Annotated in this window: 17 protein-coding genes; 9 read left to right on the top strand and 8 right to left on the bottom strand. The window is 58.3% G+C overall.

What is annotated here, in order from left to right; genetic code table 11:
• Positions 1-5 precede the first annotated feature (5 nt).
• Both J0X15_RS03955 and J0X15_RS03950 read left to right on the top strand, forming a co-directional pair.
• Positions 6-1,376: an aspartate aminotransferase family protein gene (locus tag J0X15_RS03955; protein ID WP_206938403.1), complete on the top strand. Its 1,371-nt coding sequence runs from the start codon at positions 6-8 to the stop codon at positions 1,374-1,376.
• Between the two features lie 98 nt (positions 1,377-1,474).
• A complete protein-coding gene (locus tag J0X15_RS03950) occupies positions 1,475-2,614 on the top strand; it encodes an amidohydrolase (protein ID WP_206938402.1) in 1,140 nt (379 codons plus the stop codon).
• Between the two features lie 68 nt (positions 2,615-2,682).
• On the opposite strand, the gene J0X15_RS03945 is transcribed toward J0X15_RS03950, so the two are convergent.
• Positions 2,683-3,351 carry a TetR/AcrR family transcriptional regulator gene (locus J0X15_RS03945; protein ID WP_206938401.1) on the bottom strand — a complete coding sequence of 223 codons (669 nt, stop codon included), beginning with the start codon at positions 3,349-3,351 and terminating at the stop codon, positions 2,683-2,685.
• 129 nt (positions 3,352-3,480) lie between these two features.
• Between J0X15_RS03945 and J0X15_RS03940 the strand changes: the two genes are divergently transcribed.
• Genes J0X15_RS03940 through J0X15_RS03920 form a run of 5 tightly spaced genes read left to right on the top strand, consistent with a single transcriptional unit; the run spans position 3,481 to position 9,169 of the window.
• Positions 3,481-4,365 (top strand): shikimate dehydrogenase, encoded by an 885-nt coding sequence (locus J0X15_RS03940; RefSeq protein WP_209015069.1) that lies wholly within the window; start codon positions 3,481-3,483, stop codon positions 4,363-4,365.
• Between the two features lie 19 nt (positions 4,366-4,384).
• The gene (locus J0X15_RS03935; RefSeq protein WP_209015068.1) at positions 4,385-5,392 is read left to right on the top strand and encodes a DctP family TRAP transporter solute-binding subunit; all 1,008 of its coding nucleotides are present in this window, start codon (positions 4,385-4,387) and stop codon (positions 5,390-5,392) included.
• Positions 5,393-5,449: 57 nt separating this feature from the next.
• The gene (locus tag J0X15_RS03930) at positions 5,450-5,980 is read left to right on the top strand and encodes a TRAP transporter small permease (protein ID WP_206938398.1); all 531 of its coding nucleotides are present in this window, start codon (positions 5,450-5,452) and stop codon (positions 5,978-5,980) included.
• Position 5,981: 1 nt separating this feature from the next.
• Complete coding sequence (locus J0X15_RS03925; protein ID WP_206938397.1) at positions 5,982-7,256, top strand: TRAP transporter large permease; 1,275 nt, start codon at positions 5,982-5,984, stop codon at positions 7,254-7,256.
• 17 nt (positions 7,257-7,273) lie between these two features.
• A complete protein-coding gene (locus J0X15_RS03920) occupies positions 7,274-9,169 on the top strand; it encodes a bifunctional sugar phosphate isomerase/epimerase/4-hydroxyphenylpyruvate dioxygenase family protein (RefSeq protein ID WP_206938396.1) in 1,896 nt (631 codons plus the stop codon).
• Positions 9,170-9,260: 91 nt separating this feature from the next.
• Here J0X15_RS03920 and J0X15_RS03915 read toward each other — a convergent pair whose 3' ends face one another.
• Positions 9,261-10,919, bottom strand: a complete 1,659-nt coding sequence (locus tag J0X15_RS03915) for a GMC family oxidoreductase (RefSeq protein WP_206938395.1) — start codon at positions 10,917-10,919, stop codon at positions 9,261-9,263.
• Positions 10,920-11,013: 94 nt separating this feature from the next.
• Here J0X15_RS03915 and J0X15_RS03910 point away from each other — a divergent pair, with 94 nt between their 5' ends.
• Entirely contained in the window at positions 11,014-11,925 is a 912-nt protein-coding gene (locus J0X15_RS03910) for a LysR family transcriptional regulator (RefSeq protein WP_206938394.1), read from the top strand.
• Between the two features lie 19 nt (positions 11,926-11,944).
• Here J0X15_RS03910 and J0X15_RS03905 read toward each other — a convergent pair whose 3' ends face one another.
• Genes J0X15_RS03905 through speB form a run of 6 tightly spaced genes read right to left on the bottom strand, consistent with a single transcriptional unit; the run spans position 11,945 to position 17,544 of the window.
• Complete coding sequence (locus tag J0X15_RS03905) at positions 11,945-12,673, bottom strand: MBL fold metallo-hydrolase (RefSeq protein ID WP_408015327.1); 729 nt, start codon at positions 12,671-12,673, stop codon at positions 11,945-11,947.
• Positions 12,674-12,687: 14 nt separating this feature from the next.
• Complete coding sequence (locus J0X15_RS03900; protein ID WP_206938392.1) at positions 12,688-13,764, bottom strand: ABC transporter ATP-binding protein; 1,077 nt, start codon at positions 13,762-13,764, stop codon at positions 12,688-12,690.
• On the bottom strand, positions 13,761-14,552 hold the full coding sequence (locus J0X15_RS03895; protein WP_206938390.1) for an ABC transporter permease: 792 nt from the start codon (positions 14,550-14,552) through the stop codon (positions 13,761-13,763). Before J0X15_RS03895 ends, J0X15_RS03900 begins: the two co-directional genes overlap by 4 nt.
• A gap of 4 nt (positions 14,553-14,556) precedes the next feature.
• Positions 14,557-15,420, bottom strand: a complete 864-nt coding sequence (locus J0X15_RS03890) for an ABC transporter permease (RefSeq protein ID WP_206938388.1) — start codon at positions 15,418-15,420, stop codon at positions 14,557-14,559.
• Positions 15,421-15,456: 36 nt separating this feature from the next.
• Positions 15,457-16,539 (bottom strand): ABC transporter substrate-binding protein, encoded by a 1,083-nt coding sequence (locus tag J0X15_RS03885; protein WP_206938386.1) that lies wholly within the window; start codon positions 16,537-16,539, stop codon positions 15,457-15,459.
• A gap of 54 nt (positions 16,540-16,593) precedes the next feature.
• A complete protein-coding gene (gene speB / locus J0X15_RS03880; protein WP_206938384.1) occupies positions 16,594-17,544 on the bottom strand; it encodes an agmatinase in 951 nt (316 codons plus the stop codon).
• 131 nt (positions 17,545-17,675) lie between these two features.
• Here speB and J0X15_RS03875 point away from each other — a divergent pair, with 131 nt between their 5' ends.
• Positions 17,676-18,578 (top strand): LysR family transcriptional regulator, encoded by a 903-nt coding sequence (locus J0X15_RS03875; RefSeq protein WP_206938382.1) that lies wholly within the window; start codon positions 17,676-17,678, stop codon positions 18,576-18,578.
• Positions 18,579-18,580 lie beyond the last annotated feature (2 nt).

Raw genomic sequence — 18,580 nt, 5'->3', positions numbered from 1 at the left:
AAAATATGCTGCACAACGATCAAATGAGCCAATGGGACCGCGAGAACTTTTTCCACCCCTCCACACATCTGGCAAAGCATGCACGCGGTGAAACGCCAAGCCGTGTGATCTCTGGTGCCCAGGGGGTCTATATCGAAGACCGTGATGGCAAGAAGCTTCTGGACGCGTTTGCCGGGCTCTACTGCGTGAACGTCGGCTATGGCCGTACCGAAATTGCCGAAGCGATCTCTGCCCAGGCGCATGAGCTGGCCTATTATCACTCCTATGTTGGCCATGGCACCGAAGCTTCCATCACCCTGGCAAAGATGGTGATGGACCGTGCACCGGCCCATATGTCCAAGGTCTATTTTGGCCTGGGAGGTTCTGATGCCAATGAAACCAACGTCAAGCTGGTCTGGTACTACAACAACATTCTGGGGCGCCCGCAGAAGAAGAAGATCATCTCGCGCTGGCGCGGCTATCATGGTTCGGGCCTGGTTACCGGCTCGCTGACAGGACTGGAACTGTTCCACAAGAAGTTCGATCTGCCGCTGGATCAGGTCATTCACACCGAGGCGCCGTATTATTTCCGCCGCGATGATCTGGACATGTCGGAGGCTGACTTCACCGATCATTGCGCGCAGAAGCTGGAAGAGCTTATTCAAAAAGAAGGGCCGGACACCATTGCAGCCTTTATCGGCGAACCGGTTCTGGGCACGGGCGGCATCGTGCCGCCGCCGGAAGGCTATTGGGCCGCCATTCAAGCGGTCTTGAAGAAGCACGACATCCTGCTGATTGCCGACGAAGTCGTGACGGGCTTCGGCCGGACCGGATCCATGATGGGCTCGTCTCACTACGGCATGGAGCCGGATATCATCACCATCGCCAAGGGGCTGACATCCGCCTATGCACCGCTGTCCGGCTCCATTGTGTCGGCCAAGGTCTGGAAGGTTCTGGAAGACGGCACTGACGAGTTCGGTCCGATCGGTCATGGCTGGACCTATTCTGCACACCCGATCGGGGCGGCGGCCGGGGTGGCAAACCTGAAGCTGCTGGATGACCTGAACCTGATCGAAAACAATACGGTCACAGGGGATTATCTGCGGGCTGGCTTCCGTGAGCGTCTTGCGGATCATCCGAACGTCGGGGATATTCGCGGCGTCGGCATGCTAGCGGCGATCGAGTTCGTCGAGGAGAAGGATGGCCGCAAGTTCTTTGATGCTTCCGCTGGTGTGGGCGCCAAGATTTCGGCAGCCATGGCTGCCAAGGGGGTCATTGCTCGGGCCATGCCACAGGGCGATATCCTTGGGTTTGCTCCGCCGTTCTGCCTGACCAAGGATGAGGCCGATATCATTATCACGACCACAGAAGCCGTGGTGCGTGAAACCCTGGGCTGAAGCGCCTTGGGGTAACACACCGGGATTGAACACAGGCCGCGCGGGCATGGTCCGTGCGGCGCTTGCTTGAGAGAAAAGGCAAATCGTTGAACATCAACATGGATCAATTGATCAGCCTGCGTCATTGGCTGCATGCCCATCCTGAAGTGTCTCGCCAGGAGATGGAAACCGCGAAACATATGTGGCGTTTCCTGGAAGATCACGCCAAGCCGGATGCGTTTGTTCAGCTTGGTGGCGCTGGCTTTGCTGCGATCTACGAGGGCAAGGCGCCTGGCAAAACGGTGCTGATCCGTTGTGAGCTTGATGCGCTTCCGATCCATGAAATCAACGATGATATTGCCTATCGCTCGCTTCATGACGGGGTTGGACACAAGTGCGGCCACGACGGACACATGACGATCCTTGCCGGGGTGGCGCAGACGCTTGCAGACAGGCCGCAAAAGGGCCGTGTGGTTCTGCTTTTTCAGCCGGATGAAGAAACAGGCAGTGGTGCGCGCTCTTGCTGCCAGCATGAAAATTTTGAGAAAATTCAGCCGGACCATGCCTTCGCCCTGCACAATCTACCGGGGTTTTCCGCAGGTGCTGTGATTTGCAAGACGGGAACCTTCGCTTCAGAGGTCAAATATGCCGGCATTAAAATGGCGGGCAAGGAAGCCCATAGCGCCCAGCCGGAAACCGGCTTCAGTCCGTCGTTTGCCCTGGCGCAACTGACGCTGAAGGCCCGCGAGATTCAGGCGAAGTATGATCGCCCGGATGCTTACGCTCTTGTTGTTCCGGTCTATTCCCAGGTGGGTGTTCAGGCATCAGGCATTTGTCCCGGACAGGGCGAAGCGCATTTCACGCTGCGTGCCGAGTTGGGCGCGGTTGTTGAGGAGATGTGGCAAGAGCTTATGGCCTGTGCGACGGAACTGGCTGAGGCCGATGGCTTGACTGTGTCGTTCGATATCCGCGAAGAGTTCGCGGCGACCACAAATGGACAAATCGGCTTCGACATGATCCGGCAGGCAACCGAGATGACGGGGCATGCCTTTGTCGCGATTGATCAGCCGTTTCGCTGGGGCGAAGATTTTGGCGAGATCACCAAGCGGTACGGCGGTGCTATGTTCGGGCTGGGCGCGGGCGAAGCGCAGCCTGACCTGCACAATCCTGATTATGACTTTCCGGACGAGATCCTCAAAAACGGCATTTCCATGTTCTCCGCCCTCATCGAGATTGTAACGACAGAGGTCGACGACTAAGCCTCGCTGGCATCGGCACCAGAGAAAAGCCAAGGAAACTACCTCCACAAAGCTGGAACTTTTGGTTGTTACGGCTGCGCCCGAACGAAATTCAGGACGGCGTCGCTGGCGTCTTGGCAGGCGGTTTTTTGGCCAAGGTCTCCGTAGAGCTCCGAGCCGAACAGCAGAGAGAATGTCGTCGCGTTGGAGACGTTGAAGAAGCTGATAGCCGAAATGAGCCAATGGATTCGAAGCGGTGACAGGCCTTCGCGGAATACGCCCGTCTTGACCCCCCTCTCATAGAGTGCATCCAGGTTGGCAATTGCGGCCCGGTTGAGGTTCTTGATCGTATCCGATTGGGCCAGATACTGCCCCTTGTGGATGTTCTCGATCATCACGAGGCGGATGAAGTTCGGGTTCTCGCGGTGGTGGGTGAAGGTGAATTCCGTCAGTCGCTTGAGGGCGGATACAGGGTCGAGGTGATCCAGCTCCAAGGCTTCCTCGCCTGAGCGCACTGCCCGGTAGGATTCCTCCAGAGCCTTTTGATACAGCTCGTTCTTACTCCCAAAGTAGTAGTAGATCATGCGCTTGGATGTGCGGGTTTTCGCCGCGATTTCATCCATGCGAGCGCCCGATAAACCACTCTCGGCAAACTCTGCCAGAGCCGTCGCCAGGATATCCGCGCGAACCCCCTCAGGGTCTTGTTTCCACCCGGTTTTTCCGCCCTTCGGTGCTGCTGCGAAATCTTCAACGGCCATATGTGCTCGGTGCCTCCCTCTCAAGGCTGCTGGATAGCAGAATTAACCCCTGTGTACAAAGTGATTGACACAATTAACTGAATAGTACAATTTCCGTCACAACAAGAAATGAAATGGGAGGAACCGGTCATGAGCACCCAAAAAGGGTCTTTGCTGGCTGGTCTTATCGGCAAGGGGATCCAGAAATCCCGGACGCCGGAGATGCATATGGCGGAAGCGCAAGCCCAGGGCATGCGCGCCGTCTACAAGATCATCGATACAGACACATTCTCAAGCGGAGCTCCGGCACTGGCTGATCTGGTGCGCGCTGCGGAACTGTCCGGCTTCGATGGATTGAACATCACCTTCCCCTACAAGATCGACATTCTGCCGCTGCTCGATACGCTCTCGGACAACGCTCGGGCTGTTGGCTCGGTCAATACGGTTGTCTTCCGCGATGGCAAGACCTATGGCCACAACACGGATCTCTGGGGCTTTGCCGAAGGCTTTACCCGTGGCATGGGCGGAGCAAAACGTGACGAAGTTCTGTTGATCGGTGCGGGTGGTGCTGGCGTCGCCGTTGCCCATGCACTGGCTGACTGCGGCGTCAAAAGCCTGAAAATCTATGATGCAGACCCGAAACGGGCCGCGGCTTTGGCGGAGCAGGTGGCCGGAAACCGGTCCGACGTTACAGCGCAAGCCTTGTCGGCGATCACGGAACAGTCGACCGCCGGTCTGGACGGAGTGGTCAATGCAACACCAGTCGGCATGGCCAAATCACCGGGGATGCCCTTCCCTGCCGACCTGATCCACCCGGATCTGTGGGTGGCCGACATTGTGTATTTCCCTTTGGAAACCGAATTTCTTGCAAGTGCGCGCGCCAAAGGCTGCCGCGTCTTGCCCGGCTCCGGCATGGCAGTGTTCCAGGCCGTGCGAGCCTTTCAGCTCTTTACCGGTCGGTCTGCCGACCCGGTACGGATGAAGGCAACGTTTGATGCCTTCGATACTCTTTCGCAGGAAGCTGCGGAAACCTAACGTCTCTTGGGAGGACAGTATGAAATTCAATTTTGTGAAGCTGGCAGCCGGTACGCTGCTTTCCATCGGCCTGGCCAGCGCGGCTCATGCCCAGACAATCCGTCTTGCTCACGTTGATCCGGACGACTGGACTGCATCCAAGAAGGGTGCGGCCGCACACGTCTTCAAGAACATCGTTGAAGGCGAAACCGATCTGACCGTCGATCTGTTCCCGGCCGGTGCGCTCGGCAACGAAGACGAGCTGGTCAACCAGGCGATCGACAATGTCACTCAGATGGTTCTGATCTCCGGCGCCATGTCAAAAGTTTGCCCGGCGGCTTCCGTTCTGGACATTCCCTACACCTTCTCTTCCGCAACCATTGCGTGGAAGGTTCTGGACGGCGAATTCGGCGACGCGCTCGCGGAACATTGCCTGGAGCAGACCGGCCTGCGCACACTTGCATATGGCGAAACTGGTTTCCGTAACTTCACCAACAACACCCGTGAAATCCGCAAGCCGGAAGACATGCAGGGCCTGAAGTTCCGCGTTCAGCCAATCCCGTTGTACCTGGAAATGGTCAATGGGCTGGGTGGCGAGCCGACCCCGATTGCCTGGACCGAACTGCCGAACGCACTGTCCACCGGTGTTGTCGATGGTCAGGAAAACCCGGTCGGCGTGATCTACAACAACGGCCTGCACAAGCTGCAGAAGTACATGACCCTCGATGGTCACGTCTACGCGGCTGATTTCCTTGTCATCTCTGACGAGTTCTTCTCTGGTCTTTCGGCCGCAGATCAGGCCGTCGTGAAGCGCGCTGCCGTCGTCGCCGGCAACATGGGCCGCTCCATTCAGCAGTGGACTTCGGCTGAAGGTGTCAACAAGGTTCAGGAAGAAGGCATGCAGGTCTATTCTCCAACAGCCGACGAAATCGCAGCTTTTGCTGAAAAAGCTCAGCCAGCTGTGATTGACTATCTGCGCGGTGAACTCGGCGCGGATGCAGAATGGATCGATCGTCTCCAGACGGCGACCGCTTCGGCCAGCGAATAAGCAATAACGAAGGACCCGGGCGGGCTTGTCCGGGTCCCCTTTTTCAGGACGAATATCATGTCTATGGTCGGTTTTCTTGCGCGCCGCTTGTTCGGCTTTGGCGCAGGCCTGTCAATGGCGCTTGTCTTCGCCATCATCTTCATCAATTCGCTGCGTCGATACACCGTCGGTGAATCGGTGTCCTGGGGTGAAGAGCTTCCCATCTATCTGACCATTTACGGCGTGATGTTCGGATTGGCCCTGGCCTATCTCCAGGACCGCCACATCCGTTTTACGATCTTCACGGATTTTCTGTCCTTCCGACTGCGCGAACGCCTTTTTGCGGCAGTCGATCTCATCACCGTTGCTGCCGGCGTCGGACTGATGGTGTCCGGACATGAATACGCAGCACGACGCGGCCATATCACCTCTTCCGGCCTGCGCTCCACCGGACGTTGGCTTGCCGACACCACTGGCCTGGAATGGCTGAACTGGATCGGCAAGGTCGGCACCTGGCAATATGCCATGGCCATCGGCGGCGCCATTCTGGCCGTTGCTGCCCTGATCCGCTTTATCGAACGCCTCTCGGCCAACAAGAAGGCAGCATAAGATGATCTACGCGCTGTTTATCCTGCTGCTGGTCGCCGGTGTGCCCATCGCCGTGACGATTTTCGCCAGCATGCTGGTCTTTATGGGCTTCGGCGAAGCCCCCTACTCCCTGCGTATTGTCGCAACGGAGATGTTCAAGGGCATGAACTCCTTCCCGCTTCTGGCTATCCCGTTGTTCGTGCTGGCCGGCGAAGTGATGAATGAAAGCGGCATCACCGGCCGTATCATTGCCTTCGCAAACGTGCTTGTGGGCCGTCTGCGTGGCGGTCTGGCACTGGTCAACATCTGGGCCTCTGTGATCTTTGCCGGTCTGTCGGGCTCCGCTGTGGCTGATACCTCTGCACTTGGCCGCGTGTTTATTCCGGAAATGGAAAAGCACGGCTATTCGCGGGCTTTCGCTGCCGCGCTCACGGCAGCTTCTTCGGTCATCGGGCCGATCATTCCGCCGTCTATTCCGGTGATCATCTATGCCTTGATCGTCTCTGGCGTCTCGGTCCCAGCGCTCTTTCTTGCCGGTGTGATGCCGGGCATCCTGCTGGCTGTCTTCCTGTCTGCCTATGTCATGCTGACAGTCAAGATCGACCAGTCCGACGTAGATGACGACATGGAAATTCCGTCTGCGCGCTCGGCAGTCTTGGGCGGCATTCTCCCGCTGCTGATGCCGGTTTTCGTCGTCGGATCTATTTTGCTGGGCATCGTCACGCCGACAGAGGCGGCCAGTTTCGCGGTTGCCTATGCGCTGATCCTCGGACTGTTCGTTTATCGCAACATCGAACTGTCCGCTCTGCCGCGCCTTTTCGCCGGGGCCATGCGCGACAGCTCGGTGATCCTGATCATCATCAGTGCGGTATCGGCTGCCAACTGGGTGCTGACCTACAACCGCGTGCCCAACATGCTGACCGACTGGGTACTGACAAACGTCGATAGCCAGACGACGTTCCTGCTGGCTGCGATGCTGCTGTTCCTCTTCGTCGGCCTGTTTCTGGAGGGTATTGCGGCGATGCTGGTGCTTGTGCCGATCCTTCACCCAATTGCCGTCGGGCTGGGTGTGGATCCCGTGCACTTCGGCATTCTGGTGATCTTCAATCTGATGATCGGCCTGATCACACCGCCCCTTGGCCTGTGTCTCTTCGTCGCCGAAGGGGTCGCGCAAGTCGGCATGGCCCGAATAACCAGGGCCATCCTACCGTTCTTCCTGGTGGAGGTTCTGGTGCTCTTCATCCTCACATTCATGCCTTCAACTGTCCTCTGGCTGCCGCGCTTGTTCGGCTATTGATCGAGAGAAAACTTCAGATGAAAACCGCGATTGCGACCGTCTCGATTTCCGGAGACCTGCGTGAGAAACTGGCGGCCATAGCTGCCGCCGGTTTCGATGGGGTGGAGATTTTCGAGAACGACTTTCTCGCCTTTGACGCCAGTCCTCGGGACGTTGGCAAGATGGTGCGCGATCACGGGTTGGAAATCTCTCTGTTTCAGCCGTTTCGCGACTTTGAGGGAATGCCAGAACCGCAACGCTCCAGGGCGTTCGAACGGGCCAGGCGGAAGTTCAACCTGATGAACGAGCTGGGCACTGATCTGGTACTGATCTGCTCCAATGTCTCTCCACTGGCGCTTGGAGGCATCGACCGTGCGGCGAACGACCTCAACGCGCTGGGTGATGTTGCAAAAGAGCATGGTGTGCGCATTGGCTATGAGGCGCTGGCCTGGGGTCGCTACATCAATGACCACCGCGACGCCTGGGAAATTGTCCGCCGGGCCGACCATGATCAGGTCGGTCTGATCCTCGACACCTTCCATTCGCTTGCCCGCAAGGTTCCCAACGAGAGCATCCGCTCCATTCCGGGCAACAAGATCTTCTTCGTTCAGCTGGCCGATGCGCCGATGATCGACATGGACCTGCTGTACTGGAGCCGCCACTTCCGCAACATGCCGGGCGAAGGCGATCTGGACGTCACCGGCTTCATGAGCGCGATTGCGGCCACAGGATATGACGGTGTGATCTCTCTGGAGATCTTCAACGACCAATTCCGCGGCGGGTCTGCCCGCTCGATTTCACAGGATGGTCACCGCTCACTCGTCTACCTGATGGACCAGGTTCGCCGCACCGAACCCGACATCAAGATCGAGGTGCCGTCGATGCCACCCCGCGTCGAAGTGGAAGGGATCGAGTTCGTTGAATTCGCTGCAAACGAGCAGGAAGCCAGCGAACTCGGTGCCATGCTCTCCACCCTCGGCTTTGCCAAGACCAAACGGCATATCGCCAAGGCGGTTGACCTTTGGCAGCAGGGCGATATCCGAATTGTCGTCAATACGGACCAGACCGGGTTTGCCCATTCCTCCTATCTGACCCATGGCACCAATGTGTGCGACATCGGGCTGAAAGTGTCAGATGCCAAGGCAACGGTCGAACGTGCCAAGGCCCTCGGAGCTGCGCCCTTCTCTCAGCCTGTCGGACCGGGAGAGCTGGAAATCCCCGCGATCCGCGGACTGGGAGGCGGGATCATGCATTTTGTCGATAGGTCAGGTGATCTTGCGAAGGTCTGGGAAACGGAATTCACGCCACTCAGCACCGGGGCTAATGTCATCAACGCGGGCCTGACCCGTGTTGATCATGTGGCCGAGACCATGCCCTATGAAGACATGCTCACGTGGCTTCTTTTCAACACCTCGCTGTTTGACACTCACAAGACGCCGATGGTTGATGTGGTCGATCCAGCCGGTCTCGTCCGCAGTCAGGCCATCGAGAACGCCGACGGCAGCTTCCGCGTGACTCTTAACGGGGCCGAAAACGCACGAACCTTTGCAGGACGCTTTCTGGAGGAAAGCTTCGGCTCGCCGGTTCAGCATCTCGCGTTCGAATGCCACGACATCTTCAAGACGGTGGAGGCTTTGACAAGCAACGGTTTCAAACCGCTGGTGATCTCGCCCAACTACTACGATGACCTGGATGCGCGATTCGGCCTGGAGGAAGACCGCATGGAAATGCTCAAGCAGCGCGGCATTCTCTACGACCGGGACGATCAGGGCGGCGAGTATTTCCAGCTCTACAGTCCGACCTATGCGGAAGGTTTTTTCTTCGAGATCGTCGAAAGAAAAGGCGGCTATTCCGGATATGGCGCCGCCAATGCCCAATTCCGCATCGCCGCCCAGAAACGCCACCTGCGCCACTATGCCATGCCAAAACGGTAAGTGCTTACCCATTCTGCGCAATGCGGCACTCATCTCAGGGGTGCTACCGCCTATCACATCTCTTGACACGCCAACGGGTCAGCCCGGTGCCTCACGCTCCTGCCAGGATCCACTGAGATGCCTTTTCGGCAATCATCAGGGTGGGCGAATTGGTGTTTCCGCTGGTGATTTCGGGCATGATCGACGCATCGACCACGCGCAATCCGGCAACTCCCTTGACCCGCAGATGCGGATCGAGCGGCGCTGCCGCATCATCAGCGCGCCCCATGCGGACAGTGCCGACGGGATGGAAAATCGTATTGGCAATGTCACCGGCCAGTTTCGCCAGCTCTGCATCGCTTTGATACTGAACGCCCGGCTTATGCTCTTCCGGGGCATAGGCCGCCATGGCCGGCTGGGCCATGATCTGGCGCACCTGCCGCAGGCTGTCTGCGGCAACCTTCCGGTCTTCCTCCGTGTCCAGATAGTTCGGCAGGATTTTTGGCGCATCGCGAAAGTCGCCTGAGCCGATGCGCACATGACCGCGAGACGAAGGGTTCAGATTGCAGACCGACACCGTGATGGCCGGAAAGGCATGAAGCGGCTCGCCGAAGGCATCCAGGCTGAGCGGCTGAACATGATATTCCAGATTGGCGTGCGGACGGGCCGGGTCAGAGCGGGTAAAAGCCCCGAGCTGGCTGGGGGCCATGCTCATCGGGCCGGAGCGCTTGGCAACATACTCCAGACCGATCATCGCCTTGCCGAAAAGCGTAGAGGCAAGCGCGTTCAGCGTCTTGGTGCCGGCCACCTTGAAGACCGCCCGGATCTGCAGATGGTCCTGAAGATTTTCACCAACGCCCGGCGCATCCAGCACCACATCGATGCCGTGGCTCTGCAACAGACCGGCCGGACCGACGCCAGAGACCTGCAGGATCTGCGGTGAGTTGATTGCCCCCGCGGACAGGACCACTTCCTTGCGCGCGGAAACACTGACGGACTGACCGGCGCGCTGGACGACGGCACCATTGCAGCGCAGACCATCGGCCTGATCGAAAGTCAACTTTTCCACCAGTGCCTCGGTCCAGACCGTCAGGTTCTTGCGGTTTTTTATGGGACGCAGGAATGCCTTGGAGGTGTTCCACCGCCAACCGGAGCGCTGATTGACGTCAAAATAACCGACGCCGGCATTATCGCCTGAATTGAAGTCATCGGTCTTCTCGACGCCAATCTGTTCAGCGGCATCAGCAAAACTGTCGAGTACATCCCAGCGCAATCGCTGCTTTTCCACCCGCCATTCCCCGCCGGAGCCATGCATGTCGGAAAAGCGACTGTTGTGGCCGGTTTCCGGATCAGCACCCTTGTCGAGCTTGTGGTGATCCTCGTGGCGCTTGAAATCCTGCAGACTGCTGTCCCAGGACCAGGCGTCTTCGCCAGTGATCTTCGCCCAGGCATCATAGTCGCGCGCCTGACCGCGCATGTAGATCATACCATTGATTGACGAGCAGCCGCCGAGCGTCTTGCCGCGCGGATAGCGCAAACTACGACCGTTCAGTCCTTTATCCGGTTCGGTGTTGTAGAGCCAGTCGGCGCGCGGGTTGCCGATGCAGTAGAGGTAGCCGACAGGAATGTGGATCCAGTGGTAGTTGTCGGGCTTGCCAGCTTCCAGCAACAGGACGCGGTTGTTGGGATCGGCGCTCAGGCGATTGGCCAGCAGACAACCGGCTGTCCCTGCGCCCACCACGATATAATCAAACGTCAAGTCGCCCGGCATAGTTTCCTCCCTCAACCCATTGCCAGAATTGCTAGCGAGCGCGGACGAAAATATCCAATGACAATTCCCTCAGAATGATATTAAAAATATTTATATGGCTCACCTGCTCAACATCAACGCCCTCCTGGCTTTTGCTACCGTCGCCCGAGAGGGCAGTGTTTCGCGCGCCGCAGAGATCCTCAACCTGACTCAGCCGGCGGTCAGTCATCAGTTGAAGCGACTGGCGCAGGAAACCGGAACCACCTTTTTTCGCAGGACAAGCAACGGTCTGGAGCTGACTGACGATGGGACAGCTCTGGTCGCCAAGGCGGATCAGGTGCTGGAGGCAATGGCGGATTTTCGGAGAAGTGCCCGGCGCCGCAGCGGCCGCATCGCAGGAACCCTACGCATAGGTACGATCGTTGATCCGGATTTTATCCGCCTGGGCCCGCTGTTGAAGCGGCTGCGTTCGGAGTTTCCGGACATCACGACGGAGCTTGGCCACGCCGTCAGCGGAGACATCCTGAACCGGCTGACGCGCGGCCAGATCGACGCAGGGTTCTTCCTCTGCGCTCCGGATGCAACCCTGCCGCAGCAAGGTGATGAACCGCTGCACCGGATTGAACTCGCAGAGTTCTCTTACCGGGTTATTGCTCCGCCAGGCTGGCAGTCACGGGTGGAACATGCCGATTGGGCAGCGCTTGCCGCCCTGCCCTGGATCGGTACGCCGCCGACGTCGGCCCATCACGGGCTTCTGGCCGCGATTTCAGACAAGTATCACACCCGGCAGAACGTGGTCGCGCTGGTCGACCAGGAAGCCTCCATGCTGGAAATGGTGAGGGCCGGCGTCGGCCTGAGCCTATGCCGGGAATCCATCGCACTGCACGAGCGCCAAACCTCCGGCCTGGCGGTTGCCGAGGCCGTCAGCGTACCCGCCAGCCTGAATTTCCTGACCATGGAACGTCATCTGGAACGCCCTACAGTACAGGCCCTGATCTCAGCCCTGACCCGCACCTGGAACCCGTAGTGAACCTAATGAGTGCGCCTCACGCGTCGTGCGTGGTGAGCCAGTCTTGAATGAGTTGGCGGTAGCGCTCGCCAGCAAAGCTTGGGAAATGCCCGCCATGGACAATGCGCACCGGCAGATCGACAAGCCGCTTCATGCTGGCGATATAGTCGCCCATGTCGGAGTGATAGGTGTCTTCGATCAGCGGCCCATCATAAAGAATATCGCCTGAAAACAGGATGCCACTGGCTTTTTCCCAAAGCGCTATGCCGCCGGGAGAATGTCCGGGTGTGTGAATTACCTCGAAATGCCGGTCGCCAAGATCAATCACATCGCCATCATCAACCACCCGAGTCGCAGGCGCGCCTTTGACGGCATAGGTGCTGGAAACGTAGGGCTCAGGTGGCAGGCAGGTGAAGATCTCATCGGTGGCGTAAGGGTCGGCCAGAGTGTTCTTGCGGGTCGGATGAGCCAGGAGATCACATTCACAGCGATGCACCGTGCGCTTGTCGAACTCGTGATGACAGCCGATGTGGTCGAAATGGGTGTGGCTGGCCACGGCCTCCAGCGCGCGCTCTGTTACCAGCGGCACATGCTCGCGCAGGGAGACGACCCCCATGCCGCTGTCGACCAGCATGTCCTGATCGCGCCCGCGTACGTGCCAGATGTTGCAACGATAGAACTCAAGAATGTGCGGCTCGCAGATGTAGGTGACGTCATCGCCCACCCTCTCGACCTTGTACCATTCGTCCGCCCCTACCCGTTCCAGCATCGAGATCTCCCTTAGTCCTTCAAGATCACGAGATGATCCGGATGAATGGAAACCTGAACTTCCATTCCGACTTGCGGATGGCCGCTCTGGGGCACTTGCGCTGTCAGCTCAAGGCCGCTGGCGTCGAGATGCTGCAGTTTCGCCAAGTGGTGCGCACCCTGGAAGGTCACATCGCGAATTGTCGCCGTGCCGAGAGACAGATTGATTGCCGACGGCGTCCCAAGAACAAGGTGTTCCGGGCGCATGGACAGAACGACAGCACTTCCGGCGGAGTATATTTGTTCCCTGGTCGGCACGCGCAGACGACCAAAGACCGTATCGATCTGCAATGTCTGAGGGTCCTGTGACACGACCGTGCCACTGACGAAAGAACTCTGCCCCATGAACCCCGCGGAAAAGCGACTGGACGGCTTCAAATAGACCCGCTCGGGCGGGCCGAGATCCTCGATCCGGCCCTTGTTCATCACGACGATCTCATCGCCGATGGCCATCGCCTCTTCCTGATCATGGGTCACGTGAACGAAGGTCGTGCCAACTTCGCGCTGAATGGCTTTCAACTCGCTCTGCATCTGCCGACGAAGTTTCAAGTCGAGAGCCCCCAGCGGCTCATCCAGCAACAGCACCACCGGATCCACCGCAAGGGCACGGGCCAGCGCAACACGCTGGCGCTGACCGCCGGACAACTGATGCGGTTTCTTGGACTTCTCATCGGCCAAACCAACCAGCGACAACATCTCCATCGCCTTGGTCAGTCGTTCTTTCTTGCCGACGCCGCGCATCCGCAGCCCGAAAGCCACATTGTCGGCAATGCTCATGTGCGGGAACAATGCATAGTCCTGAAACATGGTGGTTGTCGGCCGCTTGGCCGGCACCACGGACGTCATGTCCCGCCCCTCGATCAGAACTTCTCCCTGCTGAGGCACGAGAAAGCCGCCCAGCACGGAGAGAAGCGTGGTCTTGCCCGAGCCGGACGGGCCCAGAAGCACCGTATAGGCACCGTTCGGAACGGCCAGAGAGACATTATCAAGTGCCTTGAAGTCCCCATAGGAATGGGTAAGCGAACGAACGTCAACGGCGAGCTGCGTCATGACCGTTTGGCCTTTCGGAAGACGACCAGTTCAAGCACCAGGAGGAGCACCACCGAGATGCCGAACACCAGACTGCCGACCGCATTGGTCTTCGGGTTCAGACCGGATCTCAACAGGTTCCAGATCTCGACCGGCAGAGTGACGTCGAAACGTGTCAGCAGGAAGGAAATGATGAACTCGTCCCAGGAAAAGGTCATGGAGAGGAAGAAACTGGCGAAAAGCGCGGGCCACAGCATTGGCGCGGTGATCAGGGTCATAACCTGCCACTCCCTGGCACCTAGATCGCGGGCGGCGCGCTCTATGTTGGCCTGATGGTCGCCCATCTGGCTGTAGATGATGGCAAAGCACAGCGGCATGTTGATCACCACATGACCGATGCCCGCCGCAAGCAGGGATTTGGGTATGCCGAGCCAATTGAAGGTGATCAGCAGGCCCATGCCGATGATCAGATAGCTGACCGTCAGCGGCGCCGTCAGCAGGCCGCGTTGCAACCCTTTGGCCGGCAGCATGAACCGCGCAATCCCGTAGGCTGCGAGAAACCCGAGCAGAACCGACATGGCTGACGAGAGGATGGCGACGACCAGCGAGTTGGTCAACGCTTCCATCAATCGCCTGTCGGCGAGAACGGCCTCATACCAGCGCAGGGAAAATCCCTTGAACGGCGGTATGGGGAAGCGGCCATCCTGAAAGGAAAACAGCACCAGCACCACAACCGGCAAAAAGATAAAGCCATAGATCGCCAGGGCATAAAGAACCGACGCAATGGATCGTCCGGAAAAGCGTTTCATCTGCTCAAGCCCTTTCCAGCCGGATCCACCGGGCAAATCCGAGGTAGGCGATGGTGACGACCACCATCAACAAGATTGCAAGCGCCGAAGCAGTGGGGAAATCCGCCCTGCGGCCAATCTGCAGCATGATCACCTGCGGCATGAGAAGTTCCTGATTGCCGCCAAGGATCTGCGGCGTGATGTAGTCGCCGATGCACAGAACGAAAGTCAGAAACGCGCCGACCATGATGCCCGGCAGGGTCAGCGGCAGGATGACATGCCAGAAGGTCTGCAGACCGTTTGCCCCCAAATCCTGCGCCGCCTTGCGGTAATTCGGCGGCAACTGCACCAGGTTGGCGTAGATTGTCAGCGTCAGCAGCATGACGAAGAAGTGGACGAAACCGATCACCGTGGCCGAACGTGAATTGGCCAGGCTCAGTGGGTCGTCGACGATACCCATGGCCAGAAGTACCTGGTTGATGACACCGTTGTTGGCGAGCACCAGCAGCCAGGAATAGGAGCGCACGACGTAGGAGGTCCAGAACGGCAGGATGGCCAGCACCAGCGCCAGACGCTGCCACCGCGCGGGAACCTTTTCCGCCAGGATCCAGGCGAAGGGATAGGCCAGAAGAATGGAAGTGACGGTAACGATGACCGTCACTTCCAGAGAGTTCAGCATGGCCTCAAGGTAATGGCCGCGCTCGAAGAACTTCGCGTAGTTGACGAAGCTCCAGCTGGCGACCAGATCCGTTCCGACCCTCTCCCAAAGGCTCATGGCAGCCATCACCAGGAATGGAGCCACGAAAAAGCAGAGGGTCCAAAGCAGGGCGGGGGCGACAAAGCCCCAGGGCTTCAGGTCATGCGAGGTTTGCCTGGCTCTTGCAGTCATTCTCGTGGATCCCGTTCAGTGTGATCGCCGTCAGGCTCAGTGTTGCAGGAACTCGGTCCAGGCATCCTGCATCTGCGCATCCAGCTCGGCACTCGGCGCCGGATAAAGCTGGGAGTTGGCGATGTAGGCTTCCTGATCGTCCCAGCGCAGAGCAGTCTTTTGCTGATCGGTCATCTTTTCACCAGCCTTGGCATTGGCGGGCATTGCCCAATAGCAGGAGGACGTGGCGAGCTTGGCCTGGGCGTCCGGCGACAGGATGTATTTGACGAACTCGGTCGCCAGATCCTTCTTCTCGCTGTCCTTGAAGACCCCGATGGACTGGGACCAGCGCATGGCGCCCTGCTCCGGCAGGATCCAGTCAAGATCCGGATTATCGGCCGCGAGGCCTGCAGTCACCCATTCGCCGCCGCCGACAAGAATGTCGACTTCACCAGTCGCAATCGCGGTCTGGGAGGAGACCACTTCACCGACCAGTTTGGCGTTGTCCTTGATCTTGAACAGGGTTTCCTTGATCTCCGGCAAGTCGTCGGCTGTAAGGTCGGCCGTGGTCTTGCCGAGACCCGCCGCAACCATGCCCATCACAGGCAGATAATAGTCATAGACGGCGATCTTGCCCTTGTATTTGTCGGACCACAGAACCGTCATGTCCTTCATATCTTCCGGGTCGACCTTGGACTTATTGAAGGAAATGGTGTTGTAGCCGAACTTCTCGGAGATGGCGTAGACTTCGCCATCGCGCGAATGGTTTTCAGGCATGACAAGTGCCGGGAACAGATCGCCGGTCGGCAACTGGTCTTTCGGTAGAGGTGCCAGAAGATCGGCATCAATGGCCCGTGGCACGTCAACGCCGTCGATGACGAAGACATCCCAGTCGCCCGGCTGGGACTGCTCGACAATGGCCATGGCCGTGCCGGTGCCTTCATATTCCTTGAGGTTGACGCGCACGTCGAACTTTTCCTCAAACGGCAGGATCAATTCCGGGTCCGTGTGGTCGCACCAGACAAGGGCATTCAATTCCTCGGTCGCCTGGGCGCCGAGTGTACTGGCCACGAGGGCGCAGGTTGCGGCCGCTGTCTTCAACATACGACGTCGATTTCTGCTGGAAGTACTGCTGGTCATGACTGCTCCATCTATCTGAAAGGCTATTTTATTTGTTGTTTATTGGCCGGACGGTCAGAGGGGTTCGTATTTGACGCCCGGCAGAATGCACAAGATTTCGTAGAGAAGATTGGCGCCGATCAGCGCCGTATTGCCGCTGGTGTCATAGGGCGGAGAAACTTCCACCAGATCGCCGCCCACCACATTGAGGCCTCGACAGCCGCGGATGATTTCCAAGGCCTGCCAGATGGTCAGGCCACCGATTTCAACAGTGCCCGTTCCCGGTGCAAAAGCCGGATCGAGGCTGTCGATGTCGTAGGTGATGTAAACGGGATGATCGCCGATCTTCGCACGGATGTCGGCCATGACCGGCGTCATCGACTTGTGCCAGCATTCTTCCGCCTGAATGACCGTGAAGCCCTGGCGCCGCGACCAATTGAAATCCTCGGGTGAATAACCGGTGCCCCGCAAGCCGATCTGAAAGACCTTGTCGGCGGCGAGACAGCCATCCTCCAGAGCGCGGCGGAAGGGTGTGCCGTGAGCGATTTTCTCGCCGAACATCTCGTCGTTGATATCGGCATGGGCGTCGATGTGGATCAGCGCCACCGGGCCATGTTTCTTTTTCATGGCCCGCAAGATGGGATAGGTCAGCGTGTGGTCGCCGCCGAGTCCCAGAGGAATGCAGTCATACTGCAGAATGCGGTCATAATGCTCTTCAATCAGTCGGACGCTGTCCTTCAGATCAAAGGTGTTCAGCGCCACATCACCTGTATCAGCCACCTGGATGCTGTCGAAGGGCGCCGCCCCGGTGCCCATGTTGTAAGGTCGCAGCATGCAAGATTCAGCCCGGATCTGGCGCGGCCCGAAACGGGTGCCCGAGCGGTTCGACGTACCGATGTCCAAGGGAATGCCAACAAAGCAGGCATCGAGCCCCTCGAAGGTTTCCTGAACCGGCAGACGCATCATGCTGGCCGGACCGGCAAAGCGCGGCATATCATTGCCGCCAAGCGGTTGATTGAACGTCATTCCAGCCTCTTCTGATTGCGAATTAATCACGCCAACTCTTTAATCAAACTAGCCTCTGGCCCAGCTTCATAAAATAAGCGATTATCAAATCTCACTTTTGCAATTCTCAAAGTAAGAGCCAGATCCCTCTCATGCGTTTTTCCGGTAGCGACCTGCGGCTTCTTCAGGTTTTTGAAGCCGTGGCCCGTCACGGGGCGTTCTCGTCGGCAGAAGCTGAGTTGAACATCTCCGCCTCCACCATCTCCAACCATATGACAGCGCTGGAACAGCGGCTTGGCATCAAGTTGTGCCAGCGGGGCCGCACCGGCTTTCGGCTGACGGAAAAAGGTCAGGTGGTGCTGGACGCCTCCCGGCGCCTGTTCAAGGGCATCAGCGACTTCGATGCGGAAATCGGCGCCCTACGTGGAACACTGGCAGGCGAGTTGAGAATCGGTCTGGTGGACAGCATGGTCAGCGATCCGAAGGCGCGTATTTCCGACGCTATTTCGCTGTTCAAATCGCGTGCCGGGTCGGTCTCTCTGACATTGATGCAGGAGCGTCCCCAGGTGCTGCAGCAAAAGGTCTATGACGGCGATTACCATTGCGGCATCGGCAGCTTTCCCCACCTGATTTCTGGGCTGGGAGCGACTAAGCTCTATGATGAAAAGCACTATCTCTACGCCGCCGACAACCATCCGCTGTTTGCGCCCGGCGCGACTGTGTCAATGGAAAGTCTGCGACACCACGCGTTCATTCGGCGCGGCTATTGGCGGGCAGCAGATGAAAAACGACTTATGCTGGGACCGATCGAGGCCACCGTCCATCAGATCGAGCCGCAACTGATGCTGATCCAGTCAGGCCAGTATCTCGGCTTTCTTCCTGAACACTTTGCTCAGCCTCTGGTGGAAACCGGCGCGCTTGTGCCGGTCCTCCCCGAAGAAATTTCCTATACCTGTACGTTTTCGCTGATCCTGCGCAAGGGCTACCGCCAGACCGAAACACTCAAGACCTTTGTTGCCGATTTCGTCCGTGCGCATGACGTCGAGACGGCATGAGG

The organism is Roseibium limicola, from assembly GCF_017313085.1.
GTDB classification, from domain to species: domain Bacteria; phylum Pseudomonadota; class Alphaproteobacteria; order Rhizobiales; family Stappiaceae; genus Roseibium; species Roseibium limicola.
Note: the sequence above shows the minus strand (reverse complement) of the source record. Positions and strands in the feature narration are given on the sequence as shown.

Coding starts and splice junctions, on each gene's coding strand:
- J0X15_RS03915 (WP_206938395.1), bottom strand. CDS start 10,919: ATGCCGGGCGACTTGACGTTTGATTATATCGTGGTGGGCGCAGGGACA.
- J0X15_RS03955 (WP_206938403.1), top strand. CDS start 6: ATGCTGCACAACGATCAAATGAGCCAATGGGACCGCGAGAACTTTTTC.
- J0X15_RS03945 (WP_206938401.1), bottom strand. CDS start 3,351: ATGGCCGTTGAAGATTTCGCAGCAGCACCGAAGGGCGGAAAAACCGGG.
- J0X15_RS03940 (WP_209015069.1), top strand. CDS start 3,481: ATGAGCACCCAAAAAGGGTCTTTGCTGGCTGGTCTTATCGGCAAGGGG.
- speB (WP_206938384.1), bottom strand. CDS start 17,544: ATGACGTTCAATCAACCGCTTGGCGGCAATGATATGCCGCGCTTTGCC.
- J0X15_RS03950 (WP_206938402.1), top strand. CDS start 1,475: ATGGATCAATTGATCAGCCTGCGTCATTGGCTGCATGCCCATCCTGAA.
- J0X15_RS03925 (WP_206938397.1), top strand. CDS start 5,982: ATGATCTACGCGCTGTTTATCCTGCTGCTGGTCGCCGGTGTGCCCATC.
- J0X15_RS03875 (WP_206938382.1), top strand. CDS start 17,676: ATGCGTTTTTCCGGTAGCGACCTGCGGCTTCTTCAGGTTTTTGAAGCC.
- J0X15_RS03885 (WP_206938386.1), bottom strand. CDS start 16,539: ATGACCAGCAGTACTTCCAGCAGAAATCGACGTCGTATGTTGAAGACA.
- J0X15_RS03900 (WP_206938392.1), bottom strand. CDS start 13,764: ATGACGCAGCTCGCCGTTGACGTTCGTTCGCTTACCCATTCCTATGGG.
- J0X15_RS03920 (WP_206938396.1), top strand. CDS start 7,274: ATGAAAACCGCGATTGCGACCGTCTCGATTTCCGGAGACCTGCGTGAG.
- J0X15_RS03935 (WP_209015068.1), top strand. CDS start 4,385: ATGAAATTCAATTTTGTGAAGCTGGCAGCCGGTACGCTGCTTTCCATC.
- J0X15_RS03910 (WP_206938394.1), top strand. CDS start 11,014: ATGGCTCACCTGCTCAACATCAACGCCCTCCTGGCTTTTGCTACCGTC.
- J0X15_RS03890 (WP_206938388.1), bottom strand. CDS start 15,420: ATGACTGCAAGAGCCAGGCAAACCTCGCATGACCTGAAGCCCTGGGGC.
- J0X15_RS03895 (WP_206938390.1), bottom strand. CDS start 14,552: ATGAAACGCTTTTCCGGACGATCCATTGCGTCGGTTCTTTATGCCCTG.
- J0X15_RS03930 (WP_206938398.1), top strand. CDS start 5,450: ATGTCTATGGTCGGTTTTCTTGCGCGCCGCTTGTTCGGCTTTGGCGCA.